We start from the raw sequence: 24,271 nt of genomic DNA on the forward strand, positions 1-24,271 counted from the left end.
CTAGCCCAGCAGCGCTTGCGCGCAGGCGTCCAGGATGCTGTCGGTGTCGAGGCCGTATTCCCGGTATAGGTCGGGGATATCGCCGGACTGGCCGAAGTGGTCGACGCCCAGCGGCACCACCCGCTGGCCACGAACCGAGCCGAGCCAGGCATGGGCGGCCGGATGGCCGTCCAGCACCGTGACGATGGCGGCATCGGCGGCAAGCGGCGCCAGCAGCGCCTCGACCCAGCTCGGTGCGCCGAAGCCGCCGCGGGCCTTGCGCTTGCTCTCGAGCCAGCCGGCATGCAGCCGGTCCGGGCTGGTGATGCAGAGCAGGCCGGCGCCGGGCTCCTCCGAGCGGAGCTCCTCGAAGGCGGCGATGGCCTCGGGCGCGACCGGGCCCTGGAAAGCGATGGCGATCCGCGCGCCGGGCGCGGGCGGGTGCATCCAGTGGCCACCGGCGATGACCGCGGCCGGGTCCAGCACCCGCTGCGGCTGTTCCAGGCCGCGGGTCGAGAGCCGCAGCCAGACCGCGCTGCCGTCGGGCTTCTGCATATGCTCGAAGCCCCAGCGCATCAGGATCGAGAGCTCGTCCGCATAGGTCGGCTCGTAGCTGGCGAGGCGGTCCTGGGCGATGCCGATCAGCGGCGTGTTGACCGACTGATGCTGGCCGCCCTCGGGCGCGAGCGTCAGCCCGGAGGGCGTGCTGACCAGCATGAAGCGGGCATCCTGGTAGCAGGCATAGATCAGCGCATCGAGGCCGCGGTTGACGAAGGGGTCGTAGACCGTGCCGACCGGCAGCAGCCGGGCGCCGTAGAGCGAATGCGACAGGCCGAGCGCCGACATCAGCAGGAAGAGGTTCTGCTCGGCGATGCCGAGCTCGATGTGCTGGCCCTCCGGCGACATGCCCCAGCGCTGCGCCGAGGCCAGCTTGGCGTCGCGGAAGACGTCGTTCTTCAGGTGGCGGTCGAAGACGCCGCGGCGATTGACCCAGGCGCCGAGGTTGGTCGAGACGGTGACATCGGGGCTGGTGGTGACGATGCGGCTGGCGATGGCGGCCGCCGCCCCCTGCCCGCGGCCGAGCTCGGCGAGAACCTCACCGAAGCTGGTCTGGGTCGAGAGCTTGCGGCCGGCGGGGACGCGGGGCAGCGGGAAATTCTCCGGCACCGGCACCGCGGGGCTTTCCAGCCGGCGGCCCTCGCGGGCGACCGGGGTGGCGAAGGGCACGCTGTCGATGAAGGCCTGCAGCTCGGCTTCCGGCACGTCGAGGCCGGTGAAGCGGTCCCATTCGGCGCCGTCGGGGATGCCCATCTCGGCCTTGAAGCCGATCATCTGCTCCTTGCTCATGAGCCCGGAGTGGTTGTCCTTGTGGCCGGCAAAGGGCAGGCCCATACCCTTGATGGTATAGGCGATGAAGCAGGTCGGCTGGTCGCCGGCGGCATCCTGGGCGCGGAAGGCCTCCAGCAGCGTCGCCACGTCATGGCCGCCGAGGTTGGTCATCAGCGCGCCCAGCTCCTCGTCCGACAGCGGGTCGATGATGGCGCGGATGCCCTCGATGCGGCCGAGGTCGGTCAGCAGCACGGCGCGCCAAGCGGCGCCGCCCTGGAAGGTCAGCGCCGAGTAGAGGCTGTTCGGGCAATCGTCGATCCAGCGGCGAAGGTGGTCGCCATCCTCGCGGGCGAAGGCTGCCTCCAGCTTGCGCCCGTATTTCAGGGTGACGACGTTCCAGCCCATGTCGCGGAACAGGCCCTCGATCCGGCCGAACAGCCGGTCCTGGACCACGGAATCGAGGCTCTGGCGGTTGTAGTCGATGATCCACCAGACATCGCGGACATCGTGCTTCCAGCCTTCCAGCAGGGCCTCGTAGATATTGCCCTCGTCCAGTTCCGCGTCGCCGACGATGGCGATGTGGCGGCCGGCGGGGATATCGGCGCGGCCGAGGCCATGCAGCCGGACATAGTCCTGCACCAGGGCGCCGAAGCTGGTCAGCGCCACGCCGAGGCCGACCGAGCCGGTGGAGAAATCGACCTCCGGCCCGTCCTTCACCCGGGAGGGATAGGGCTGGATGCCGCCGAATTGGCGCAGCGTCGCCAGCTTCTCCTTGGTCTGGCGGCCGAACAGGTAGTTCGCCGCATGGAAGACCGGGCCGGCATGGGGCTTCACCGCCAGCCGGTCCTGCGGCTTCAGGATCTCGAAGTAGAGGGCGGTCATGATCGAGATGACCGAGGCGCAGGACGCCTGGTGGCCGCCGACCTTCAGCCCGTCCCGGTTCGGCCGGACGTGGTTGGCATGGTGGATCATCCAGGCCGAGAGCCAGAGCAGCTTGCGCTCGATGGCATGCAGCAGCCGCAGCCGCTCGGTCTCCGACTCGCGGTCGGCCTGCACCAGGTTGGCCCCGCTGCTCGTCACGACGTTCATTCTGGCCACTCCCGCATTCTTAGACAGGCTGCATCTGGCCCCGGTGGGTGGCCGACGGCAAGAGCACAGGGGGACGATGCGCGTCTCAGATCGCTGCACCGCGGCAACACCTGGGCGAAGCCGGCGGTGCACACGCATTCGTGGGCAGAGTTTCGCCTTATAGGTGCAGAAGAAGATGGTGCATTCCCCATCATCTGGTTGCGATCCACCGAAAAGGGACAATGGCTTGGCCGTGAGTGTCGAAGCGGGGACTGGAACCAGTGGGGCACAGCGGGGCGCCATGCCGGAACGGCCACCGTCCGGCGGAAGGGACCCCGGGTCGGTGCCGCGCTGGGCCACCAGCCGCTGGCTCACGGTCGCGGTGCTGGCGCTGCCGGTCCTGATGCTGGCTGCCGGGGGCTGGCTGTCCTGGCGGGCCGCCTGGCGTCAGGCCGCGACGGAGCTGCTCCACAGTGCCGATGCCGCGGCCGAGCTGGCGCTGCGGGTGCTGGAAGGCCAGCAGCTCATGGTCGACCGGGTGGGCGATCAGCTGCGCGGGCTGAGCGACGCCGAGATCACCTCCCGCGCGCCGGAGCTGCAGGCGGGCCTCGCCGGGCTGCTGGGAACGATGCCGCTGCTGGTTTCCGGCCATGTGCTGGACCGGTCGGGGGTGCATCTGCTGCACGGCGACCTCCGGGCGGCACTCGATGGCGCGGCGGAGCGGGAGGTCTTCCAGGCGCTGCGGGTGGCCGGGGCACGGCGCGTCTTCGTCGGCCGGGTACAGCGGGACGAGGTGACCGGCACGCTCCACTTCGCCGTGGCCAAGCGCCGCAGCGGCAGCGGCAACCCGCCGGCGCCGGATGGCTTCGACGGCGTGGTCACCATCTCGGTCGATCCGCAGGCGATCGGCGAGGGGCTGGCCCGGCTGCTGGCGGCGCCGGGCGATGTCGTGGCCATGATGCGGGAGGACGGTCATTTCCTCGCCCGCACGCCGGTGCTGCGGGAGCCGGCACCGGCCCTGCCCGCCACCAGCCAGCTGCGCCAGGCGATGGCCGAGGGCGTGGCGCAGGGCCTGAGCAGCGGCGTCTCCGGCATCGACGGGACTTGGCGGCTGACGGCCTATCGGCGGCTGGAGGGCTGGCCGGTCTATGCCGTGGCCGGGCGCGACCGCGGCGCCATCCTGGGCGACTGGGCTTCGATGATGGCGCTGCAGCTCGGGGTTGCGGTGCCGGCGCTGGTGGCGCTGTTTGCGCTGGGACGGTTGGCGGTGGAGCGGGCGCGGCGGGAGGCGACCGACCGGGCAACCCAGGCGGAGGACGTGATGCGGCGCGCCGCGGCGCGGGCGCTGCGCGAGAGCGAGGCCCGCTACCGGGCGCTGAGCGAGGTGGCTGCCGACGTGGTCTGGGCCCGGCTGGAAACCGGCGCCATGCCGGCGCCGCAGCCGAGCTGGGAGGCCTTCACCGGGCAGACCCCCTCCCAGTATCGCGGCTTCGGCTGGCAGGACGCCATCCACCCAGCGGACCGGGCGATGGCGGCCGAGCGCTGGGAGGCGGCGACCGGGAGCGGCCAGCCCTTCGATGCCGAGGTGCGGCTGCGCCACCGCGACGGCGGCTGGCGGCATTGCCTGGTGCGGGCGGCGCCGGTCCCGGCGGAGGCCAGCGCGCTGCGCCCGCGGCAGCGGCCGGGGCTCTGGGTCGGGGCGCATATCGACGTGACGCCGCTGCGCGAGGCGGAGGCGCGGCAGCGCTTCCTGATGCAGGAGATCGACCATCGGGCGAAGAATGCGCTCTCCGTCGTGCAGGCGGTGATCCGGCTGACGCGGGCCGGCAGCCGGCAGGATTTCGTGGCGGCGGTGGAGGGCCGGGTGGCGGCGCTGGCCCGCGCGCAGACCGTGCTGGCACGCGGCCGCTGGACCGGGGCCGACCTCCGGGTGCTGCTGGAGGGCGAGCTCGCGCCCTTCCTCGGCCCCCAGGCCAATGGCGCGCGGGGGCCGCTGGTGGCGCTGGAGGGACCGCCGGTCCTCGTCGCGCCCACCGCGGCGCAGCCGCTGTCCATGGCGGTGCATGAGCTGGCGACGAATGCGGTCAAGCATGGCGCCCTGGCGGTGCCGGAAGGCCGGGTGACGGTACTGTGGGAGGCCGATCCGGCGGCCGGCGTGCTGTGCCTGCGCTGGACCGAGACGGGCGGGCCGCCCGTCGCGGATGCGCCGCGCCAGCGCGGCTTCGGGACCCGGGTGCTGGATACCACGCTGCGCCATCAGCTCGGCGGGAATGCCGAGCTGCGCTGGCGGGAGACCGGGCTGTGCTGCATCGTGACGGTGCCGCTGTCCCGGGTGCTGGGGGACCGGGACGGCATGGCGACGGAGGACCGGGCGGTGGCCCAGGGACTCGACCAGGCTTGATGGCACACCGGCTCGATAACGACGGGTTGCCGCCCTGCCCGCTTGCGGTGGCGCCGCGGTTATGGTTTGGGCAGATCATATCGGCAGTTGATTCAGCATGCCGGGCTCCGGGGCCCGGTCAGGCGGGCGACGGCCCCGACCGGCGGCTGAAAGCGACCTGACCCACCATGCCCATGACCAAGACCATGCTGGGCCAGCTTTCACTGCTGCTGATGGCCATCGGCTTCGCCGCCCTGCTGGCGGCGGGCGGCGGCCTCGTCTGGCTGGTCGAGACCACCCGCACCTTCGCCAGCGGCGTCTCCCAGACCCAGGATGTCCGGCTGGCGGCGGGACAGGTGCTCTCGCTGATCCAGGGTGCCGAGACCAGCCAGCGCGGCTACCTGCTGACCGGCGAGGAAAGCTACCTTGAACCCTATCATGCCGCCGTCATCGCCCTGCCGCGGGAATTGCCGGAACTCGCCCGCCTGATCACCGCGGATGGCGGCCAGCCGGCGCCGCCGCAATTGCTGAAGGACCTGGTGACGGCGAAGCTGGAGGAGCTGGGGCAGACGATCGCCCTGGCGGAGGCCGGCGACCGCGCGGCGGCGCTGGCGATCGTCCGGACCGACCGCGGCAAGGTGAGCATGGATGCGATCCGCGAGGTCGTCCATGGGATCGAGGCGCGCAGCACCCGGCGGCTGGCGCTGCGCAGCGAGGGGCTGGACCGCAGCGGGCGGATGCTGCTGCTCGGCGCCGCGGGGGCGCTGGTGCTGATGCTCGGCGTGACGATCGGGGCCGCGGTGCTGGCGCTGCGCTACACGCGGGAGCTGGAGGCGGCCCAGCGGGAGGTCGCCGTCGCCAATGCGAGCCTGGAGCAGCGGGTGGCGGAGCGGACGGCGGCGCTCGCCGCGGCGAACGAGGAAGTGCAGCGCTTCGCCTATATCGTCTCGCATGACCTGCGGGCGCCGCTGGTGAATGTCATGGGCTTCACCACCGAACTGGAGGCGGCGGTGGCGACGCTGTCCGACCTGCTGAAGGCGGCCGAGGCGGCCAATCCGGAGCTGGTGACGCCGGAGGCCAAGGCGGCCGTCGCCGAGGATATACCCGAGGCGGTGGGCTTCATCCGCTCCGCCACGCAGCGCATGGACCGGCTGATCAATGCCATCCTGCGGCTGTCCCGCGAGGGGCGCCGCGCCCTGCAGCCCGAGCCGGTGGCCCTGACCGGGCTGCTGACCGGCATCGCCGATTCGCTGCGGCACCAGCTCGAGGCCGGTGGCGCCGTGCTGGAGGTGGCGCCGGGGCTGCCGACGCTGCGGACCGACCGGCTCGCGGTCGAGCAGATCTTCGGCAACCTCCTCGACAATGCGGTGAAATACCTGCAGCCGGGGCGCCCCGGGCGGATCACGGTGCGCGGCGGCGTCTCCGGCGAGCAGGCGGTGATCGAGGTGGAGGACAACGGCCGCGGCATCGACCCGCGCGACCATGGCCGCATCTTCGAATTGTTCCGGCGCTCCGGCCGGCAGGACAAGCCCGGCGAGGGCATCGGCCTGGCGCATGTCCGGGCCCTGGCACGGCGGCTGGGGGGCGATGTCGAATGCCGCTCGGCGCCCGGCCTGGGATCGACCTTCCGGGTGACCCTGGCGCTGGTGCCGCCCGCCGCCCCCCATCCCATTCCCGAGGAGTTGCCCGCATGAATGCCGCCGCGCAGGCCGTGACCATCGTCATGGTCGAGGATGACGAGGGCCATGCCCGCCTGATCGAGAAGAACCTGAAGCGCGCCGGCGTCTTCAACGAGGTGCGGCATTTCCTGGATGGCACCTCCGCGCTGGAATTCCTGGTCGGGAGCGGGCGCCAGGAACACCGGCCGCTGCTGGTGCTGCTGGACCTGAACCTGCCGGACATGAGCGGCTTCGACATCCTGGCCAAGCTCAAGGCGGACCCGATGCTGCGGCCGGCCCCGGTCATCGTGCTGACGACCACCGACGACGAGCGCGAGATCCGCCGCTGCTACGAGCTGGGCTGCAACGTCTATATCACCAAGCCGGTGAATTATGAGACCTTCGCCCAGGCGGTCCGCCAGCTCGGGCTCTTCCTCGCGGTGATCCAGGTGCCGCCGACCCCATGAGCCTGCCGCCATGAACCCAGCCCGGCGCATCCTCTACATCGACGACGAGCCCGGGTTGCGCCGGCTGGTGCAGCGCGACCTCGAGCGGCACGGCTATGTGGTGGCGACCGCCGCGGATGGGGCGGCCGGGGTCGAGATGGCGGCGGCGGCCGAGGGCGGCGCGGGCTTCGCGGCCATCTGCCTCGACCACTACATGCCCGGGCAGGATGGGCTGGACACGCTGACCGCGCTGCGCACCCTGCCCGCCCCGCCGCCGATCATCTATGTCACCGGCTCCGACGAGGGGCGCATCGCGGTGGCGGCCCTCAGGGCGGGGGCGGCGGATTACGTCATCAAGGAGGCCGGCGGGCATTTCCTGGTGCTGCTGCGCTCGGCCATCGACGGGGCGATCGAGCGGGCGGCGCTGCGGGCCGCGCATGAGCGGGCCGAGGCGGCGGTACGGGAGGCACGCGACCGGGCGGAGGAGCAGGCGACCCAGCGGGAGCTGCTGCTGCGCGAGGTCAACCACCGCGTCGCCAACAGCCTGCAGCTCATCGCCTCGCTCACCCGGCTGCAGGAAGGCGCGGTGCAGGACCCGGCGGCGCGCGAGGCGCTGGCGGCGATGCGGAACCGGATCGCCGCGGTCGCCCAGGTGCACCGGCGGCTCTATACCTCGGACGACGTGCGCAGCGTGGCGCTGCACGACTATCTCGCGGGACTGCTGGCGGAGATCGGCCGTTCGGTCGGCGGGCGGCAGATCGAGCTGGCGGCGGAGCCGATGGAGGTCTCGACCGACCGGGCAGTCTCGCTCGGGGTCATCGTCTCCGAGCTGGTGACCAATGCGCTGAAATACGCCTATCCCGGCCGGCAGGACGGGCCGATCCGGGTGCGGCTGCAGCATGTGGACGGGTCCGGCGTGCTGGCGGTGCAGGATGAGGGCGTCGGTGCGGCGCCGGGCGCGGTGCCGAGCGGCACCGGCCTGGGGCGGCGGATCGTCGAGGCATTGGCGGGCAGCGTCGGCGGCGCGGTGACCCAGGCGGCGGGGCCGGGTGGGACCGAGGTGTCGATCCGCTTCGGGCTGGCCTGAGAGCCGCTAGTCCAGGCTCGCGTTGCGCGCCGCGGCGGGGAGCAGCGGGATCAGATCCTCCGCCAGCAGCCGGCCGCCCTGCAGCCTGGCCGCCTCACCCTGCAGCCAGGCGCCGGCAGCGGCGGCCTCGAAGGGCGGCATCCCCTGGGTGAGCAGGGCGGCGACGGTGCCGGCCAGCACATCCCCGGTGCCGCCGGTGGCGAGGCTCGGCGGGGCATTGCGGTTGATGATGACCCTGCCATCCGGCGCGGCGATGACGGTGTCGGCGCCCTTCAGCAGCACCACGGCGCCGGTCGCGGCGGCGGCCCGGCGGGCGGCGGCCGGCTTGTCCGCCCCCATCGGGCCGAAGACGCGGGCGAATTCGCCGGCATGCGGGGTGAGGATCGCCACGCCGGAGAGATCGCCGCCCAATGCCCCGGCATCGGCGACGACCTGGCGGCCGGCGGCGACCAGCGCGCGGAGCATGGCCTCGGTCCCGGCGCCGGGCGGCAGGCCGGGGCCGATCAGCCAGACCTGGCGGCGCGGATCGGCGAGCAGGGCTTCCAGCGGTTCCTCCGTGACGATCGTGCCGGGATCGCCGGCGCGGTAGAGCGCGGCGGCAGCCGGCGTGGGGGCGCGGAGGGTGACGAGGCCGGCCCCGGCACGGTGGGCGGCGGCGGCGGCGAGGCGGGCGGCGCCGGTCATCGCCGCGCCGCCGAGGATGGTGAGGTGGCCCCGGGTGTATTTGTGCGACTCGGCCGTGAGGCCAGGCAACCGCCAGAGCGACGGGCCATTGGCCCGGTGCCTCGGTTGGATGCGGTCGAGGACGGCAGGCGGCAGGCCGATATCGGCCAGCAGGGTCTCGCCGCAGAGCTGGCGCCCCGGCAGCAGCAGGTGGCCGGGCTTCAGCCGGAAGAAGGTGACGGTGAGCCGGGCCGGGGCGACGGCGCCGCGCGGCTGGCCGGTGGCGCCGTCGAGGCCGGAGGGGACATCCACCGCCAGGATGGGCGCGGTAGCGGCGGCCAGGGTGGCGGCCACCAGCCCCTCGACCGGGCGGGCGAGGCCGGCGCCGAAGACCGCATCGATGACGAGGCCCGCACGCGCGGCCTCGGCCGGGACGAAGGGCAGCCTGGGGCCGCGCCAGCGGGCGGCGGCGGCAGCGGCATCGCTGCCGGGACGTGGCGGGGCCAGGGCGGCGACGGCGACCGGCCAGCCGGCCTGTTCCAGTAGCCGGGCGGCGACATAGCCATCCCCGCCATTATTGCCTGGCCCGGCGAGGACCAAGGTGCGGCAGGGGCGGAAGCGGCGCATGGCGGCGCGGGCGACGGCGCGGCCGGCGGCTTCCATCAGCCGGCCGGTGGGGGCGCCGAGGGTTGCGGCCAGCCGATCGGCCTCGGCCATCTCCGCCGGGGTCAGCAATTCAGAGTTGGACATCGGGATTCCCCGTTGGACTGGCCAGCATAACGAACCGGCGCGGCCGCGGCGCGTCTTGGCGAAAGCATATTCGGGGAGCAGCGATCATGCCGCGACTGAGCCTTGCCGCCATCATCCCGCCCTTGCTGTTCGCGGTGATGCTGGGCCTGGCCTATCACCAGAGAACGGCGACGCCGGACCATCCACCGCCGCCCACCACCGCCGCGACGCATGAGGCGAGCGGTGACACTGGCGGTGGCGGCGGTAGCCGGCCAGCCCAGCCGGCGGCGGGCAATGCCCAGGTGCCGCCGGGCTGAGGCGCCTCAGCCGAGGCGGCGAAGGATCTCGGCGACCACGGCCTCGAACATCGCCGTGGTCAGCCGCCGGGTCGAGGTGTTGTACCGGCTGACGTGGTAGCTGTCGGCCAGCAGCAGGCCGTTCGGCAGCGCATGCAGGGCGCCATGGGCGAAGGGCGTGGCACTGAGCTTCAGGCCGAGCCCCCGCAGCAGGGCGGCATGGGCCAGCGTGCCGAGAGCCAGGACGACCTTGAGATTGGGCATCGCGGCCAGCTCGCCCTGCAGGAAGGTGTTGCAGGCGCGGATTTCGGCCGGCTCCGGCAGGTTGGCCGGGGGGACGCAGCGCACGGCATTGGTCACCCGGCAGCCGGTCAGCCGCAGGCCGTCATCCGGACGTTCCAGATACTCCCCTTCCGCCAGGCCGTAGCGCAGCAGGGTGGCATAGAGCAGCTTGCCCGCGTGGTCCCCGGTGAAGGGGCGGCCGGTGCGGTTCGCTCCCTTCTGGCCGGGCGCCATGCCGAGCACCAGCAAGGGCGCAGCCACCGGCCCCCAGGAGGGGACCGGGGCATTGTACCAGTCCGGATAGGCCGCCCGGTTGGCGGTGCGAAGGGCGGCGAGGCGCGGGCAGAGCGGGCAGTCCGGGCTCGGTTGCGGCGGCGTCACGGGCTGGCCGCCGTCATTCCGGCAGCTCGGGCAATTCGCGGAAGGGCTCGGCCGGGGTGGCGCGGATCGGCGCCGGGCGCGGTGGGGCCGGCGGCGGGGTGCTGCGGGCGCGGGGCTCGACCTGGCGGCGGGTGATGTGCTCAGCCATGTCGGCGAGGTCGAGAAAGGCATCGGCCTGGCGGCGCAGCTCATCCGCGATCATCGCCGGCTGGGTGCGGATGGTGGAGATGACGGTGACGCGGACGCCGCGGCGCTGGACGGATTCGACCAACCGGCGCAGGTCGCCATCCCCGGAGAAGAGCACGACATGGTCCACATGGGCGGCGAGGTCGAGGACATCGACCGCCATCTCGATGTCGACGCTGCCCTTGACCCGGCGGCGGCCACTGGCATCGGTGAATTCCTTGGCCGGCTTCGTGACCACGGAATAGCCGTTGTAGCCCAGCCAATCGACCAGCGGCCGGAGCGGCGAGTACTCCTCCGTCTCCAGCAGGGCGGTATAGTAGTAGGCGCGGATGAGGTAGGCGCGCTGGCGGAAATGGGCCAGCAGGTTCTTGTAGTCCACGTCGAAGCCAAGCGACCTCGAGGCGGCGTAAAGATTGGCGCCGTCGATGAAAACGGCGATTCGTTCGATATGGTCGGACTGCAAGTTCGGTGCTCTCGAAATATGGTTCAGGCCAGTGTGGCGGGCGGAGTGCATAAGTCCATTGCAGATGTGTAAGCGATATAGCACGGCGTTGATCGCGCTGGGGGCGAATTTGCCGGACCGCTCCGGGACCCCTCCCCTGGCCACATGCCAGGCGGCGGCGGCGGCGCTGGACGGACTGGCCGGATGGCGGCTGGTCGCCCTGTCCCGCTGGTATTCTACCACACCGGTGCCGCCAATACCCGGGGTGCCGCGCTTCGTGAACGGCGTGGCACGGCTTTCCGGCCGGGGCGAGCCTGAGGCGCTGCTGGCGGCCCTGCAGGCGCTGGAGGCGGCGGCCGGGCGGGAGCGCCCCTATCCGAATGCGCCGCGGGTGCTCGACCTCGATATCATTGCCTTCGACGAGCGGCGGCAGGAGACGCCGGCGCTGGTGCTGCCGCATCCCCGCGCGCATCTGCGGCGCTTCGTGCTGGCGCCGCTGGCCGATGTGGCGCCGGGCTGGGTGCATCCGCGGCTCGGGCTGCCGGTCGCGGCGCTGCTTGCGGGGCTGCCGGCGGAGGATGCGCCGGTGCCAATGGCGGGCTGAGTCTGCTGCACCGCGGCAGGGCGCTTGCGGAATCGGGCCATGGTGGCTATCTGGAGGGTTCCACTTTCAGCCGCTGCGCTGCCCCCGCTCGGGTGACCAGCCGAACCGTAACGAGGCCGTCATGGCACGCGTCACCGTCGAAGACTGCATCGTCCAGATCCCGAACCGGTTCGAGCTCGTGCTCATTGCCGCGCAGCGGGCCCGCAACATCGGCCGGGGCGAGGAACTGACCCTCGACCGCGACAACGACAAGAACCCGGTCGTGGCGCTGCGCGAGATCGCCGAGCAGACCATCGAGCTCGGCATGGTCGAGGCCGACCTGATCAAGTCGCTGCAGCGCGCGCCGGAGCCGGAGCCGGCCGAGGAGGAGGTCCTCGACCTCATCGCCACCGACGAGAACATCTTCGGGGTGATGGACGTGAACGAGGAGCCGCTGCCCGAGGGCGTCGGCCTCGAGGATCTCTCGCCCGACGACATCGAGGCGGCGATCGCCGCCGAGCTGGGCGGCGGCGGCCGCCGCTGAGGCGCCGGGCTTGAGCGCGCACGGGACCGGGTGGTGCTTCGCCCCGGTGCCGCGCGCGCCTGAGGGTCCGGCCCAGGGGGTCGGGACCGGCGTTGCCCCGCCCAACCCGGTGCTGCCGCCGGGCTATGCCGAAGCCGCGCTGCTGGCCGAGCGGGTCCTGGCCTATGATCCCCGCGCCGATGTCGGCCTCATCACCCGGGCGGGCCAGCTGGCCGCCGAGGCGCATGCGACGCAGAAGCGCGACAACGGCGACCCCTACATCACCCATCCGCTGGCGGTCGCCGGCATCCTGGCCGATTACCGGCTGGACAGCGCCACCATCGCCACCGCCCTGCTGCACGACGTGGCCGAGGATACCTCGACCGGGCTGAAGGAGATCGAGCGCCGCTTCGGCAGCGAGGTCGCCCGGCTGGTCGACGGCGTCACCAAGCTGACCCGGATCGAGCTGCAGTCCGAGCGCACCAAGCAGGCGGAGAACCTCCGCAAGCTGGTCCTGGCGATGAGCGAGGACATCCGCGTCCTGCTGGTGAAGCTGGCCGACCGGCTGCACAACATGCGCACGCTGCATTTCGTGCCGCAGGTGGCGCGGCGGCAGAAGACCGCGCGCGAGACGCTCGAGATCTTCACCCCGCTGGCCGAGCGCATCGGCATGGATGCGTTGAAGACTGAGCTGGAGACGCTGGCCTTCCAGGCCATGCATCCGGAGGCGCGGCAGACCATCGCCGCCCGGCTGACCTTCCTCCGCGGCCAGGGCGCCGACCTCATCAAGGAGATCGAGCTGGACCTGAAGAAGGTGCTGGCGGTGCACGGCGTCACGGCGGTGGACGTGACGGGGCGGGAGAAGTCGCCCTATTCCATCTGGCTGAAGATGCAGAAGAAGAACGTGGCCTTCGAGGCGCTGTCCGACGTGATGGCCTTCCGGGTCATCGTCGAGGACCGCGCCGCCTGCTACGTCGCGCTGGGCGCGGTGCACGATGCCTATCGCGTGGTCCCCGGGCGCTTCAAGGACTACATCAGCACGCCGAAGACCAACGGCTACCAGTCCCTGCATACCGGCGTGACGGTGCCGGAGCGGCGCAATGCCAAGATCGAGGTGCAGATCCGAACGCGGGAGATGCACGAGGTCGCCGAATACGGCGTCGCCGCGCATTGGATCTACAAGCAGGGGCCGGAGGTCGCCGGAGGCGGCGCGGCGCGCAAACGCTATCCCTGGGTGCGGGCGCTGCTCGATATCCTGGAGAATGCCGAGGGCGCCCAGGAATTCCTCGACGACACCAAGCTCGAGCTGCATCGCGAGCTGGTCTTCTGCTTCTCCCCCAAGGGCGACCTGATCGAGCTGCCGCGCGGCGCCACGCCGGTCGACTTCGCCTATGAGGTGCATAGCCAGGTCGGCGACAATTGCGTCGGCGCCAAGGTCAACGGCAAGATCGTGCCGCTGCGGCACCAGCTCGAGAACGGCGATCAGGTCGAGATCATCACTGCCCGCGGCGGCCAGCCGAACCCGGCCTGGGAACGCTTCGTCGTCACCGGCAAGGCCCGGGCCCGCATCCGCCGCTTCGTCCATGCCCGGCAGCGCGAGGAGCACCAGGAGAGCGGGCGCTCCGCCATCATCAAGGCCTTCCGCCAGGAAGGGCTGGAGGGCTCGGAGAAGCTGCTGGAAGGTGCGCTGAAGGCCCTGAAGCAGCCAGGGCTGCCGGAGCTTTACCTGGCGGTCGGCTCGGGCTCGCTCTCGGCCCGGGACGTGGTGCAGGCCGCGGTGCCGGAGCTGCGGGCGCCGCCGCGCATCGCCGATACCCTGCCGCTGGCCAGGCCGCGCGGCCGGCTCGGCGCCGGGCCGCTGCTGGGCGGGCGGGTGGAACGGCCGGGCGGCAGCCGTGGCGCCGGACCGCCGGCCGGGATGCCCGTCACCGGCCTGGTCAGCGGCATGCCCTATCACTTCGCCGGCTGCTGCCACCCGCTGCCGGGCGAGCGCATCCTCGGCATCGTCACCACCGGCAAGGGGGTGACGATCCATGCGACCGATTGCCACAGCCTTGAAAATTTTTCCGCCGCGCCGGAACGCTTCCTCGATATCGACTGGGCGGAGGAAGCGGTGGCCAGCCAGGTCGGGCGGATCATCGTCGAGACCCGCAACCGCCCCTCGGCCATGGCCTCCCTGGCGGAGACGGTGGCGCAGCAGGATGGCGTGCTGGCCGGGCTGAAGGTGAACCACCGCGACCCGGAAAGCTGCGAGATCGCCCTCGATGTCGAGGTGCGAGACCTGCGGCACCTGGAGCGGATCATGGGCGCGCTGCGGGCGCCGGCGGATAACCTGCGGGTGGAGCGGGCGCGCGGATGATTGGCGGATGATCCTGGGCCTGGGCAACGATACCGTCGATATCCGGCGGATCGAGCAGACCATCGGCCGGCATGGCGAGCGCTTCCTGGAGCGGGTCTTCACCCCGCTGGAACGCGCCAAGGCGGAACGGCGGACGGAGAAGATCCGCGCCAGCACCTATGCCAAGCGCTTCGCGGCGAAGGAGGCGGCCTCCAAGGCGCTCGGCACCGGCTTCCGGGCGGGGGTCTTCTTCCGCGACCTGGGCGTGGTGAATCTGCGAAGCGGGCAGCCGACGCTGGAGATGACGGGCGGCGCGGCGGCGCGGCTGGCGGCGATCACCCCGCCGGGGCATGTGGCGCGGGTGTCGCTGACGATGACGGATGAATACCCCTACGCGAGCGCGGTGGTGATCATCTCGGCGGAGCGGATTGCGGACTGACGGCGCGCCTCGCGGATCGCCGTCGCCCGGCCGGGCCGATCAGTAGCGGGTCTTCTCCGGCAGGTTGCGGTATTCGAGCCAGACCTGCTGGGCGTCGCTCTGCATGATCTGGGCGATCTTGACCGTGCGTTCCGCATAGGGACGCTGCATGTCGATGCTGATATTTGAGTCATCGAACAGGTCGGCATAGTCGGTCCAGGCGGCCGCGTAGTAGATCTTGTCGACCCGTGCCCAATAGGCCGTGGCGTAGCACATGGGGCAGCATTCGCAGCTGGTGAACATGGTCGCGCCCCGGAGATTGGGGGCACCGACCTTCTTGCACGCCGCGCGGATGGCATTCACCTCGGCATGGGCGGAGGGGTCGTTGTCCCGCAGCACGCTGTTGCCGGTGGCGGCCAGGATCTCGCCGTTCCGGACGATGACCGCGCCGAAGGGCCCGCCAGTCTTGTCGACGACGCCGGCCTGCCGCATGAGCTGGATGGCCTGGCGCATATGCGCACGGTCCTGCTCGGTCACCTCCGTGGCGGGCGATGCGGCTTTCGCCGGCGATGCGGTCCCGCCCACCGCCGTGATCGCGGTTGCCGCGGCCATGAAATGGCGGCGGTGCACGAACCCTGCCGATGCGAAGAGATGGCCGAGCGGGCCGCCCTGATTGTCTTTCACTGCGTCTTCCTCGGTTCGGTCGGGCGGCCTTCAGCAGTCTGCCTCGGTCAGGCATGACCCTACCGTAACGGTAGCCTATCATATCCGATACTGAATGCTATCGACCGCGCGGGACCGGACGCGGCCGAGCCGGGGCGGAATGCGCCGCCGGCGAACACGATCATTGGATGGGCGGCACCGGATGGGCGGCGGTCTCAGGCCGCGGTGTTCAGCGCGGCCTCGATCGCCTGCACCAGGGCCGGAGCATCCGGCCCCGTCTGGGTGGAAAAGCCGCGGATGCGGCGGCCGTCCCGTGCCACCAGGTACTTGTGGAAGTTCCAGCGCGGGGCACCGCCGCCATTCGCTGCCAGGAAGGCGAAGAGCGGGGCGGCCTGGGCGCCGGTAACCCTGGCGGGCGTCGTCATCGGGAATTCGACGCTGTAGTTGGCCTCGCAGAACCGCTTGATGATGCGCGCATCGGCCGATTCCTGGTTGAAGTCGTTCGATGGCACGCCGAGCACCACCAGGCCACGCGGGCCATACTTCTCGTGCAGCTTCTGCAGCCCGGTATATTGCGGGGTATAGCCGCAGAAGCTGGCAGTATTCACCACCAGCATCGGCCGGCCGCGGAAGCCGGCGAGGTCCAGCGGCCCGCCCTCGATCGCTTCCATGCGGAAGTCGAAGGCGGTGGTCGGGGTGGCGGCACCGGCCGGCGTGGTCATCAGGGCGGCTCCCAGGATCAGCGCGTGGCGCCGGGTGACCTCAACCATATCGCTCCTCCTGCCAGGGGTCGCCGTTGTTGTGGTAGCCGCGGACTTCCCAGAAGCCGGGGCGGTCGTCGCGCAGCAGCTCGATCCGGGTCACCCATTTCGGCGACTTCCAGAGGTAGAGCCTCGGCAGCACCAACCGCACCGGGCCGCCGTGCTGGCGGGTGATCGGCGCGCCCTCCCAGGCATGGGCCAGCAGCACGTCCTCCTCGAGAAACTCGGCGAGCGGGACGTTGGTGGTATAGCCGTCGTAGCTGGTGAAGGCGACGAAGCGCGCCTCGTCCTTCGGCCGGGCCATGGCGATCAGGTCGCGGGCCAGGACGCCCTGCCAGTGGTTGTCGTAGCGGCTCCACTGGGTGACGCAGTGGATGTCGCTGACGATCTCGGTCTGCGGCAGGGCCATGAACTCGGGCAGGGTCAGGCGGACCGGGGCCTGGACGAGGCCCTCCACCCGCAGCCGCCACTTGTCCGGGGCCACGTCGGGCTGCACGCCGAGGTCCAGCACCGGCCAGTCCTGCACCAGGGTCTGGCCGGGCGGCAGCCGGTCCAGCGCCGGGTTGCCATGCACCCCGGTCAGCAGCCGGCCGGCCCGGGCCCAGGCCTGCTTGGTCTCGACCAGCTTCTGGCGGATGGCGCCGGTTAGGGGGATGTCCCCGGGGATGTCATCGTCTTCGGCCATGGGCATACTCCTGCCTGTCTTACGTGCCGATTGTGGCAATGGATGCAAGGGGCATCATGCCGGATGGCGGGCACCGTGGTGCCAGCCATCCGCAGCCCTGGAGGACGAGTAGCGCATGCCGCCTGACCCCATGACCGCCGCCGGCCCGGACAGTCCCGAGGCGGTGCTCGACCGCTTCGCCGCCAATTTCGCCACCCTGGATGCCGAGGCGCAGGCCCTGCTGTTTCACGAGCGGGCGGCCTTCTTCGGCTCCAGCCAGTCCGGTCTGCTGCGGGGACCAGCCGGCGCGCGGCATTATTTCGGGACAGCCTGGGCCCAGGCCGCGCCGGGGATCATGACCTGCGAGATCGGGTCGTTGCAGCAGCCTTCAGCCGATGTGGCGCTGGTTGCCGCGGTCTGCCGCCTGGTGCGGCCGGCGAAGACCACCACCCTGCGGCTCAGCGGCACGCTGACCCGCGACAACACCGGCTGGCGCTTCGCCGAGCTGCATGTCTCGGCGGAACCGCGCTGAGCCCGGAGCGGCCTCAGCCCCTCGCCCGCATCAGCCGCGCCTTGTCCCGGGCCCAGTCGCGCTCCGCGATGGCGTGCCGCTTGTCGTGCTTCTTCCGGCCTTCGGCGACGCCGAGCAGCACCTTGGCGCGGCCCTGGTCGTTGAAATGGATCTGCATCGGCACGATGGTGGCGCCGTCCCGGGCGATATAGCCGATGAGCTCGTTCACCTGCTTCTTGTGCAGCAGCAGCTTGCGTGGCCGGCCCGGCTCGAATTTCGCCACCGTGCTGCCGGCCTGCCATTCGGGAATGGTGCAGCCGAACAGCCACAGCTCGCCGTCGCGCTCCCCGGCCCAGGCTTCGGACAGGGTGGCGCGGCCGGCACGGAGGGATTTCACCTCCGGCCCGACCAGCTGCATGCCGGCCTCGATGGTCTCGCCGATCGTGTAGTCGTAGCGGGCCCGCCGGTTCTGCGAGGCGATGCCGTGCGAGATCAGGGTCTTCTTTTTTTTCGGTTCGGCCATGAGCTAATTGAGCAATCCTACGGAGACCATGGCGTCGCGGACGCGCTTGCGGGTCGGCTCGGCGACCGGCGCCATCGGCAGGCGGCAATGGTCGCTGCCCTTTGCGAGCAGGCTGGCGGCGTATTTCACCGGGCCGGGCGAGGTTTCGGTGAAGAGGGCATCGTGCAGCGGCACCAGCCGGTCCTGGATGGCCATCGCTTCCTCGATACGGCCGGCGCGCCAGGACTTGTGCATCTCGGCGCAGAGCCTCGGGGCGACATTGGCGGTGACGCTGATGCAGCCCTGGCCGCCGGCGGCATTGAAGGACAGGGCGGTGTGGTCCTCACCCGAAAGCTGGATGAAATCAGGCCCGCAGGCGCGGCGGGTGTGCAGCGGCCGGGCCAGGTTGGCGGTGGCGTCCTTCACCCCGACGATGTTCGGCAGCGCCGCCAGCCGGGCCATGGTCTCGACCGACATGTCGATCACGCTGCGCGGCGGGATGTTGTAGATGAACAGCGGCAGGTCGGCGGCCTCGGCCACCGCCTTGAAGTGCAGGTACATGCCCTCCTGCGTCGGCTTGTTGTAGTAGGGCGTGACCACCAGCGTGGCATCCGCCCCGGCCTGCTTGGCATGGCGGGCGAAATCCACGGCTTCGGCGGTGCTGTTGCTGCCGGCGCCGGCGATGACGGGCACCCGGCCGCGCGCCACCTCGACGCACATCTCTACGACGCGCTTGTGCTCGGCATGGGTCAGGGTCGGGCTCTCGCCGGTGGTGCCGACCGGGACCAGGCCCTCGGTGCCCTCGGTGATCTGCCACTCGACCAGATCCTGGAAGGCTTTCTCGTCCACGGATCCATCGCTGCGCATCGGCGTGATCAGCGCGACCATCGATCCCTTGAACATGACCTTCCTCTCCGTCCCTGCCCGCAGCGGCTGCGGGATTGGCGAACCTAGTGGCAGGGCGGGGGCGGGACAAGGGACAGGGGCCATCCGCATCGGCTAGAAGCCAGGGATGCGCCGTCGAATCCTCCTTTCCCTGCCGCTCCTCCTCTCCCCTAGTCTGGCCCCTGGCCTGGCCGGGCGCGCGCTCGGCCAGCCCGCGCCCCCCGGCGGGCCGGAGACGATGCGCGCCGCCGGGCGGCAGGCCATGGCCTTCGCCCAGGCGCAGCGCTGGGCGGAGGCCGATGCGGTCGCCGCCTCGGCCGACTCGCTGATCCGCAAGGTGGTGACCTGGCTGCGGCTGCAATCGCGCGGCAGCGCGGCAACGCCCGCCGAGGTGGTGGGCTTCGCCCGGGCCAATCCCGACTGGCCGGGGCAGGAGGCGCTGGGACGGCGGGCCGAGGAGGTGCTGGCGGCGGAGCCGGACGATGCGCTGGCCTTCGCCTGGTTCGCCGAGCGGACCCCGCGCAGCCTCGATGGCTACCAGCGGCTGGCGGATGGGCTGGCGCGGCTCGGCAAGGCGGGGGAAGCGGCCAAGGTCCTGCGCAGCGGCTGGATGGATGCGCCGGGCGATCCGGCGGCGGAGCCCGGCTTCCTCGACCGCAACGTGGCGAGCCTGACGCCGGACCACCATTGGCAGCGCTTCGACCGGCTGGCGCTGGCCCGCGATGCGGCGGCGGCGGGGCGGGTCATCGCCTTCCTCGACCCGGCCCGGCAGGGCATCGCCTCGGCGCGGCTGGCCTATGCGGCGGACCGCCCGGATGCCGATGCGCCGGCGCTGGTCGCGGCGGCGGCCGGCGATGCGGCGCTGGGTTTCGAGCGGGCCCGCTGGCTGCGGCGGCGGGACCGGGATGCCGAGGCGGTGGCCGCCTGGGCCAGCAATGCCGAAGCCTCCCCGGAGGTGGCGCGGGCGGCCTGGCCTGAGCGGCAATTGCTGTCCCGCAAGCTGCTGCGGCTCGGGGATGCCAAGGCGGCCTATGCCGTCTGCGCCCGGCACGGGATGGAAGCGCCCAGCGAGGCGCGGCAGGAGGCGGAATTCCTCGCCGGCTTCATCGCCCTCAGGAAGCTGGAGGATGCGGCGGGCGCCGAGCGCCACTTCACCCGCCTCGCCGAGGGCAGCCGCAGCGTCATCACCCGGGCGCGGTCGCTGTACTGGCAGGGGCGGGCGCTCGCGGCGCGGGGCGAGGCGGCGGCGGCGCGGCAGCGCTACTCGGCGGCGGCCGAGCTGCCGCTGGCCTTCTACGGGCAGCTCGCGGCGGTGGCGCTGGGCGAGGATGGCGCGGCGCTTTCGGCGCGCATCGCCCGGGTGCCGGGCCCGGCCGTGCCGGCCCGCCAGGCGAATGCCTTCGCGGCCAAGGAGCTGGTCAAGGTCGTCGGCGCACTGGCCGATATCGGCGAAACCCGCCGCGCCCGGCAATTCCTGCTGCGGCTCGAGGATCTTGCACAGGATGCGGCGGAGAAGGCGCTGGTGGCGCGGCTCGGGACGCGGATCGGCCGGCCGGACCACGCGGTCTGGGTGGTGCGGCGGGCCGGGGCGAGCGGGGCCATGCTGCTCGAGGAAGGCTGGCCCGCCCCCTACCCTGCCCCGGCCTTCGGGCCGGAGGCGGCGCTGGTCAATGCCATCACCCGGCAGGAGAGCAATTTCGACCCGGAGGCGGTCTCCTCGGCCAATGCGCGCGGCCTGATGCAGTTGCTGCCGAGCACGGCCCAGCTCGTCGCGCGGCGGATCGGGGCGCCCTATGCGGTGGGGCTGCTGACCCAGGACCCCGGGCTGAACATGCGGCTCGGCGCGGCCTATCTGGAGCAATTGATCGGACGCTTCGGTGGCGCGTTGCCCTTCGCGATAGCCGGGTACAATGCCGGGCCGGGACGGGTGGATGAATGGCTGGGCACCAATGGCGATCCGCGGACGGGCGGGGTGAGCATGCTCGATTGGATGGAGCAGATCCCCTTCGGCGAGACGCGGAATTACGTGCAGCGCGTTCTCGAGAACATGGTCATCTACCGGGCGCGGGACGCCGCCGCGGCCTCGCAGGAGCATCCGATGACCCGGTGGCAGGCCACGTGACGCGGCCGGCCCTCGCCCGGATGGGACGATCCGGGTGAGCCCAGCACGGTTCGTCGCCACCATGGGCGGCGTGGGACTGGCCCGGCCGGCGCCGGGCACCTGGGGCTCCGCCCTGGTGCTGCCGGTGGTGCTGCTGGGGCCGCTGGCCTGCCTCGGGCTGGCCGGCGTGCTGGTCGTGCTGGGCTACTGGGCGGTGCGGAAGCTGCTGGAAGAGGATCGCCACGCCGATCCCGGCTGGATCGTGATCGACGAGGGCGCGGGGCAGCTCCTGGTGCTCAGCGCCCTGCCCTTCGAGCCGACCGGCTGGGGTGTGGTGCTGGCCTTCCTGCTGTTCCGCGCCTTCGACGTCTACAAGGTCGGCCCGGTCGGCTGGGCCGATCGGCGGCATGGCGCTTTCGGCGTGATGCTGGATGATCTGGTGGCCGGGGCCATGGGGGCCGCGGTGATCCTGCTGCTGCGGGTCTTCTGGCCGGGGGTGCCGATCTGATGCTGCCTGAGACGACACTGGAGCAAGCCGCTTCGCTGCTGGCGGCGCTGCAGGCTAGGGGGCTGACCCTGGCGACGGCGGAAAGCTGCACCGGCGGGCTGATCGCCGCGGCGCTGACCGCCATCCCCGGCAGTTCCGCCGTGGTGACGCGCGGCTTCGTCACCTATTCCAACGAGGCCAAGCGGGACATGCTCGGCGTGCCCTGGGGCGTGCTGGAGGGCTATGGCGCGGTCAGCGAATCCGTCGCGCGGCGGATGGCGGAGGGCGCCTTGCGGGCCAGCGGCGCGGATGTTGCGGTGAGCTGCACCGGCATCGCCGGACCGGGCGGGGCGACGCCGGGCAAGCCGGTGGGGCTGGTCTATATCGGCGCGGCGCGGCAGGGCGGCGACACGCGGGTGGAACGCTGGGTCTTCCCGGGCGACCGGACGGCGGTGCGGGCGGCGACGGTGGCGAGGGCCCTGGCCTTGGGCGGCGACATCAGCGGGGGCTGAGGCCGCCCCGGCTATTCCGCCTTCAGGTCGCGCGCCTTGATGAGGGCCTTCCAGTCGCCGATCTCGCCCAGCACCATGCCGCGCGTCGCCTCCGGCGTGCTGGGCTCCACCTCGCCATCGGTCAGCGCCTCCAACCGGGCGCGGATGCCGGGTGCCGCCAGGGCACGCAGCAGGGCGGCGTGCCACTGGGCGACGACCGGCGCCGGGGTGGCGGCGGGCGCGGCGAGCCCGGCCCAGGTGGTGGACCGCAGGCCGGGCAGGCTTTCCGCGGCCAGCGGGATGGCGGGGAAGGTGCGGGAGCGGCGGTCGGCGGTCAGCGCCAGGGCGCGCAGACGGCCATCCTGCAGCATGCCCATGGCGCCGACGCTGGTGCTGATCATCAGCGGCAGTTCCCCCGTCAGCACCCCGGTCAGCCCGGCGACGTCGCTGCGATAGGGCACCTGGGTCATCTCGATCCCGGCGGCGGCGCTGATCAGCTCCCCGGTCAGATGATGCGAGGAGCCGGGGCCGAGGGTGCCGTATTGCACCATGCCGGGCGCCCGCTTCGCCGCGGCGATGAGGCCGGCGAGGTCGCGGTAGGGGCTGTCGGCGCGGACCACCAGGACGAAGGCATAGCGCAGCGCGATGCTGATCCAGGCGAAGCCATCGACGGGGTCGAAGCCGCTGTCCTTGCCGAAGGCGGCGGCGACACCGTGGCTGCCGGTGAGCAGGCCGATGGTATGGCCATCCGGCGCGGCACGGGCGAGCGCGAGGCTGGCGATATTGCCGCCCGCGCCGGGGCGCGGTTCCACCACGACGGGGCGGCCCAGGGCTTCGGCCAGCGGCGGGGCCAGGATGCGGCAGATGGTATCGGCCGCGCCGCCGGCGCCGAAGCCGTGCAGCAGGGTGATGCTGCGGTCCGGGAAGGCGGCCAGTGCCGGCGTGGGGAGCAGCGGCAGGGCGAGCAGCGCGCGGCGGGAGGAGCGGATCATGCCGGATCATCCCCGACCCGGAACGCATCGGCAATGCGGCGGGTCGTGCCGTCGGCGGCGACCAGCAGCAGGTCGAAGCGGATGCCGGCGGCGCCACGGCCGGGATGCTCCGCCAGCCAGCATTCGCCGGCCAGCAGCAGCCGGTCCCGCTGGCGGCGGCCGAGGGCGAAGGCGGCCTCGGCAAGGCTGGGCCGGGCCTTCACCTCGACGAAGGCGAGCAGCCCGTCCCGCTCGGCCACCAGGTCGAGCTCGCCGGCCGGCGTGCGGCAGCGCCGGGCGAGGATGGTCCAGCCATCCTGGACCAGGGCCGCGGCCGCCGCGTCTTCCCCGGTGCGGCCGGAAACCTCGGCCCGGGCGCCGCGTGATGCCCGGTCCGGGGGCTTGCTCAGTGCGCGAGCGCGGTGCGGATGGCGCCGACGGCCTCCTCGATCATCGGCGCGGTCACGTCGAGATGGGTGCAGGCGCGCACCCTTCCGCCGAGGCCGCTAACCGAGATGCCCTGCATGGCGAGCTTCGCCTGCAGGGTGGCGACGTCGACGCCGGTGTCGCGGATATCGAAGAAGACCAGGTTGGTGTCCGGCTCCTCGACCGTCACACCCTGGATCTGCCGCAGCCCGCGGGCCAGCGCCTTGGCATTGGCATGGTCCTCGGCCAGCCGGTCCACGTTGTGGTCGAGGGCATAGAGGCAGGCGGCGGCGCAGATGCCGGCCTGGCGCATCGAGCCGCCGAGCCGCTGCTTCCAGCGCCAGGCCTGGCCGATGAATTCCTCACTGCCGCAAAGCACGGCGCCGAGCGGGGCGCCGAGGCCCTTGGTGAAGTCGAGCCAGACGCTGTCGTAGCCGGCGACCATCTCCTTCGGGGCGATGCCGGCGGCGACGCAGGCATTCATCAGCCGGGCGCCATCCATGTGGGTGGACCAGCCCTGCTCATGCGCCACATCGGCCACGGCATTGAGCTGGGCCAGCGGCCAGACCACGCCGCCGCCGATATTGGCGGTCTGCTCGACCTCCAGCAGGCGCTGCGGCGGCGAGTACCGGGTCTTCGGGCGGATCGCGGCGCGGACGTCGTCGGCGCTGAACAGGCCCTTGGCGCCACGCAGCGGCATGATCTGCACGCCGGTCAGCGCGGCATGGGTGCCGCCCTCGCTGTGCAGGATATGGCTGGTCTCATGCGCCACGACCTCGTCGCCCTTGCCGCAATGGGTCAGGATGGCGATGACGTTGCACATGGTGCCCGACGGCAGGTAGATCGCCGCCTCCTTACCCATCAGCGCCGCCATGCGGTCGACCAGGGCATGCACGGTCGGGTCGTCGCCATGCTGCTCGTCGCCGACCTCGGCGCGCATCATCGCCTCCTTCATCGCCGGGCTGGGGCGGGTCTGGGTATCCGAGTAGAGGTTGATGCGGATGGGCGGGGCGCCGGCGGG

Annotated in this window: 25 protein-coding genes; 13 read left to right on the forward strand and 12 right to left on the reverse strand. The window is 71.9% G+C overall.

All coding sequences use genetic code 11. The features are described 5' to 3' along the window. Complete coding sequence (locus tag AC0IW9_RS23455; RefSeq protein WP_471650732.1) at window positions 1-2,397, reverse strand: 1-deoxy-D-xylulose-5-phosphate synthase N-terminal domain-containing protein; 2,397 nt, start codon at window positions 2,395-2,397, stop codon at window positions 1-3. A 322-nt stretch (window positions 2,398-2,719) separates the two neighbouring features. Between AC0IW9_RS23455 and AC0IW9_RS23460 the strand changes: the two genes are divergently transcribed. From AC0IW9_RS23460 to AC0IW9_RS23475, 4 genes are all read left to right on the forward strand, one after another. Continuing rightward, a complete protein-coding gene (locus tag AC0IW9_RS23460) occupies window positions 2,720-4,777 on the forward strand; it encodes an HWE histidine kinase domain-containing protein (protein WP_471650733.1) in 2,058 nt (685 codons plus the stop codon). Between the two features lie 167 nt (window positions 4,778-4,944). Then, window positions 4,945-6,450: a sensor histidine kinase gene (locus tag AC0IW9_RS23465; RefSeq protein ID WP_471650734.1), complete on the forward strand. Its 1,506-nt coding sequence runs from the start codon at window positions 4,945-4,947 to the stop codon at window positions 6,448-6,450. Beyond that, a complete protein-coding gene (locus tag AC0IW9_RS23470) occupies window positions 6,447-6,881 on the forward strand; it encodes a response regulator (RefSeq protein ID WP_471650735.1) in 435 nt (144 codons plus the stop codon). Before AC0IW9_RS23465 ends, AC0IW9_RS23470 begins: the two co-directional genes overlap by 4 nt. A gap of 10 nt (window positions 6,882-6,891) precedes the next feature. Then, window positions 6,892-7,947 (forward strand): sensor histidine kinase, encoded by a 1,056-nt coding sequence (locus tag AC0IW9_RS23475; protein ID WP_471650736.1) that lies wholly within the window; start codon window positions 6,892-6,894, stop codon window positions 7,945-7,947. Window positions 7,948-7,953: 6 nt separating this feature from the next. Here AC0IW9_RS23475 and AC0IW9_RS23480 read toward each other — a convergent pair whose 3' ends face one another. After that, window positions 7,954-9,360, reverse strand: a complete 1,407-nt coding sequence (locus AC0IW9_RS23480) for an NAD(P)H-hydrate dehydratase (protein WP_471650737.1) — start codon at window positions 9,358-9,360, stop codon at window positions 7,954-7,956. Between the two features lie 86 nt (window positions 9,361-9,446). Here AC0IW9_RS23480 and AC0IW9_RS23485 point away from each other — a divergent pair, with 86 nt between their 5' ends. Then, window positions 9,447-9,656, forward strand: coding sequence for a hypothetical protein (locus AC0IW9_RS23485; protein ID WP_471650738.1), 210 nt, complete (start codon window positions 9,447-9,449; stop codon window positions 9,654-9,656). 6 nt (window positions 9,657-9,662) lie between these two features. Here the strand turns inward: AC0IW9_RS23485 and AC0IW9_RS23490 are convergent, their stop codons facing one another. Together AC0IW9_RS23490 and AC0IW9_RS23495 are read right to left on the reverse strand one after the other, a co-directional pair. Then, window positions 9,663-10,298: a uracil-DNA glycosylase gene (locus AC0IW9_RS23490; protein ID WP_471650739.1), complete on the reverse strand. Its 636-nt coding sequence runs from the start codon at window positions 10,296-10,298 to the stop codon at window positions 9,663-9,665. A 13-nt stretch (window positions 10,299-10,311) separates the two neighbouring features. Continuing rightward, window positions 10,312-10,947 carry a LabA-like NYN domain-containing protein gene (locus AC0IW9_RS23495; RefSeq protein WP_471650740.1) on the reverse strand — a complete coding sequence of 212 codons (636 nt, stop codon included), beginning with the start codon at window positions 10,945-10,947 and terminating at the stop codon, window positions 10,312-10,314. A gap of 64 nt (window positions 10,948-11,011) precedes the next feature. Here AC0IW9_RS23495 and folK point away from each other — a divergent pair, with 64 nt between their 5' ends. From folK to acpS, 4 genes are all read left to right on the forward strand, one after another. Next, a complete protein-coding gene (gene folK / locus AC0IW9_RS23500) occupies window positions 11,012-11,530 on the forward strand; it encodes a 2-amino-4-hydroxy-6-hydroxymethyldihydropteridine diphosphokinase (RefSeq protein ID WP_471650741.1) in 519 nt (172 codons plus the stop codon). 121 nt (window positions 11,531-11,651) lie between these two features. Next, on the forward strand, window positions 11,652-12,053 hold the full coding sequence (gene rpoZ, locus AC0IW9_RS23505; RefSeq protein WP_471650742.1) for a DNA-directed RNA polymerase subunit omega: 402 nt from the start codon (window positions 11,652-11,654) through the stop codon (window positions 12,051-12,053). Between the two features lie 10 nt (window positions 12,054-12,063). Continuing rightward, window positions 12,064-14,391, forward strand: a complete 2,328-nt coding sequence (locus tag AC0IW9_RS23510) for a RelA/SpoT family protein (protein ID WP_471650743.1) — start codon at window positions 12,064-12,066, stop codon at window positions 14,389-14,391. Window positions 14,392-14,398: 7 nt separating this feature from the next. Beyond that, the gene (gene acpS, locus AC0IW9_RS23515; protein WP_471650744.1) at window positions 14,399-14,809 is read left to right on the forward strand and encodes a holo-ACP synthase; all 411 of its coding nucleotides are present in this window, start codon (window positions 14,399-14,401) and stop codon (window positions 14,807-14,809) included. Between the two features lie 39 nt (window positions 14,810-14,848). On the opposite strand, the gene AC0IW9_RS23520 is transcribed toward acpS, so the two are convergent. From AC0IW9_RS23520 to AC0IW9_RS23530, 3 genes are all read right to left on the reverse strand, one after another. After that, on the reverse strand, window positions 14,849-15,472 hold the full coding sequence (locus tag AC0IW9_RS23520) for a nucleoside deaminase (RefSeq protein ID WP_471650745.1): 624 nt from the start codon (window positions 15,470-15,472) through the stop codon (window positions 14,849-14,851). A gap of 194 nt (window positions 15,473-15,666) precedes the next feature. After that, window positions 15,667-16,221, reverse strand: a complete 555-nt coding sequence (locus AC0IW9_RS23525; protein WP_471650746.1) for a glutathione peroxidase — start codon at window positions 16,219-16,221, stop codon at window positions 15,667-15,669. Then, window positions 16,214-16,897: a sulfite oxidase-like oxidoreductase gene (locus AC0IW9_RS23530; RefSeq protein WP_471650747.1), complete on the reverse strand. Its 684-nt coding sequence runs from the start codon at window positions 16,895-16,897 to the stop codon at window positions 16,214-16,216. Before AC0IW9_RS23530 ends, AC0IW9_RS23525 begins: the two co-directional genes overlap by 8 nt. A gap of 115 nt (window positions 16,898-17,012) precedes the next feature. On the opposite strand from AC0IW9_RS23530, the gene AC0IW9_RS23535 reads away from it, so the two are divergent. Continuing rightward, complete coding sequence (locus AC0IW9_RS23535) at window positions 17,013-17,408, forward strand: nuclear transport factor 2 family protein (RefSeq protein WP_471650748.1); 396 nt, start codon at window positions 17,013-17,015, stop codon at window positions 17,406-17,408. A 13-nt stretch (window positions 17,409-17,421) separates the two neighbouring features. On the opposite strand, the gene smpB is transcribed toward AC0IW9_RS23535, so the two are convergent. Next, window positions 17,422-17,910 carry an SsrA-binding protein SmpB gene (gene smpB / locus AC0IW9_RS23540; RefSeq protein WP_471650749.1) on the reverse strand — a complete coding sequence of 163 codons (489 nt, stop codon included), beginning with the start codon at window positions 17,908-17,910 and terminating at the stop codon, window positions 17,422-17,424. Window positions 17,911-17,913: 3 nt separating this feature from the next. Next, complete coding sequence (gene dapA / locus AC0IW9_RS23545) at window positions 17,914-18,792, reverse strand: 4-hydroxy-tetrahydrodipicolinate synthase (protein WP_471650750.1); 879 nt, start codon at window positions 18,790-18,792, stop codon at window positions 17,914-17,916. A gap of 109 nt (window positions 18,793-18,901) precedes the next feature. Between dapA and AC0IW9_RS23550 the strand changes: the two genes are divergently transcribed. From AC0IW9_RS23550 to AC0IW9_RS23560, 3 genes are read left to right on the forward strand one after another with little or no spacing between them, the layout of a single operon-like run. Continuing rightward, window positions 18,902-20,896: a lytic transglycosylase domain-containing protein gene (locus tag AC0IW9_RS23550; protein WP_471650751.1), complete on the forward strand. Its 1,995-nt coding sequence runs from the start codon at window positions 18,902-18,904 to the stop codon at window positions 20,894-20,896. Between the two features lie 34 nt (window positions 20,897-20,930). After that, entirely contained in the window at window positions 20,931-21,383 is a 453-nt protein-coding gene (locus tag AC0IW9_RS23555) for a phosphatidylglycerophosphatase A family protein (protein WP_471650752.1), read from the forward strand. Further along, window positions 21,383-21,874 (forward strand): CinA family protein, encoded by a 492-nt coding sequence (locus AC0IW9_RS23560; protein ID WP_471650753.1) that lies wholly within the window; start codon window positions 21,383-21,385, stop codon window positions 21,872-21,874. Before AC0IW9_RS23555 ends, AC0IW9_RS23560 begins: the two co-directional genes overlap by 1 nt. Window positions 21,875-21,885: 11 nt before the next feature. Here AC0IW9_RS23560 and AC0IW9_RS23565 read toward each other — a convergent pair whose 3' ends face one another. The 3 genes from AC0IW9_RS23565 to AC0IW9_RS23575 all read right to left on the reverse strand — a co-directional run. Continuing rightward, on the reverse strand, window positions 21,886-22,845 hold the full coding sequence (locus AC0IW9_RS23565; protein ID WP_471650754.1) for a tripartite tricarboxylate transporter substrate-binding protein: 960 nt from the start codon (window positions 22,843-22,845) through the stop codon (window positions 21,886-21,888). Then, the gene (locus AC0IW9_RS23570; RefSeq protein ID WP_471650756.1) at window positions 22,842-23,306 is read right to left on the reverse strand and encodes a YraN family protein; all 465 of its coding nucleotides are present in this window, start codon (window positions 23,304-23,306) and stop codon (window positions 22,842-22,844) included. Before AC0IW9_RS23570 ends, AC0IW9_RS23565 begins: the two co-directional genes overlap by 4 nt. Continuing rightward, window positions 23,231-24,271 (reverse strand): threonine aldolase family protein (locus AC0IW9_RS23575; protein WP_471650755.1); only part of this gene is annotated, 1,041 nt, incomplete at its 5' end. The genes AC0IW9_RS23575 and AC0IW9_RS23570, both read right to left, overlap by 76 nt.

This window comes from Belnapia sp. AC561, assembly GCF_979252845.1.

Bases quoted from the DNA above. Each gene is read 5' to 3' on its own strand.
- AC0IW9_RS23455 (WP_471650732.1), bottom strand. From the start codon at position 2,397: ATGAACGTCGTGACGAGCAGCGGGGCCAACCTGGTGCAGGCCGACCGC.
- AC0IW9_RS23465 (WP_471650734.1), top strand. From the start codon at position 4,945: ATGCCCATGACCAAGACCATGCTGGGCCAGCTTTCACTGCTGCTGATG.
- AC0IW9_RS23470 (WP_471650735.1), top strand. From the start codon at position 6,447: ATGAATGCCGCCGCGCAGGCCGTGACCATCGTCATGGTCGAGGATGAC.
- AC0IW9_RS23475 (WP_471650736.1), top strand. From the start codon at position 6,892: ATGAACCCAGCCCGGCGCATCCTCTACATCGACGACGAGCCCGGGTTG.
- AC0IW9_RS23480 (WP_471650737.1), bottom strand. From the start codon at position 9,360: ATGTCCAACTCTGAATTGCTGACCCCGGCGGAGATGGCCGAGGCCGAT.
- AC0IW9_RS23485 (WP_471650738.1), top strand. From the start codon at position 9,447: ATGCCGCGACTGAGCCTTGCCGCCATCATCCCGCCCTTGCTGTTCGCG.
- folK (WP_471650741.1), top strand. From the start codon at position 11,012: ATGTGTAAGCGATATAGCACGGCGTTGATCGCGCTGGGGGCGAATTTG.
- rpoZ (WP_471650742.1), top strand. From the start codon at position 11,652: ATGGCACGCGTCACCGTCGAAGACTGCATCGTCCAGATCCCGAACCGG.
- acpS (WP_471650744.1), top strand. From the start codon at position 14,399: ATGATCCTGGGCCTGGGCAACGATACCGTCGATATCCGGCGGATCGAG.
- AC0IW9_RS23525 (WP_471650746.1), bottom strand. From the start codon at position 16,221: ATGGTTGAGGTCACCCGGCGCCACGCGCTGATCCTGGGAGCCGCCCTG.
- AC0IW9_RS23530 (WP_471650747.1), bottom strand. From the start codon at position 16,897: ATGGCCGAAGACGATGACATCCCCGGGGACATCCCCCTAACCGGCGCC.
- AC0IW9_RS23535 (WP_471650748.1), top strand. From the start codon at position 17,013: ATGCCGCCTGACCCCATGACCGCCGCCGGCCCGGACAGTCCCGAGGCG.
- smpB (WP_471650749.1), bottom strand. From the start codon at position 17,910: ATGGCCGAACCGAAAAAAAAGAAGACCCTGATCTCGCACGGCATCGCC.
- dapA (WP_471650750.1), bottom strand. From the start codon at position 18,792: ATGTTCAAGGGATCGATGGTCGCGCTGATCACGCCGATGCGCAGCGAT.
- AC0IW9_RS23550 (WP_471650751.1), top strand. From the start codon at position 18,902: ATGCGCCGTCGAATCCTCCTTTCCCTGCCGCTCCTCCTCTCCCCTAGT.
- AC0IW9_RS23560 (WP_471650753.1), top strand. From the start codon at position 21,383: ATGCTGCCTGAGACGACACTGGAGCAAGCCGCTTCGCTGCTGGCGGCG.
- AC0IW9_RS23565 (WP_471650754.1), bottom strand. From the start codon at position 22,845: ATGATCCGCTCCTCCCGCCGCGCGCTGCTCGCCCTGCCGCTGCTCCCC.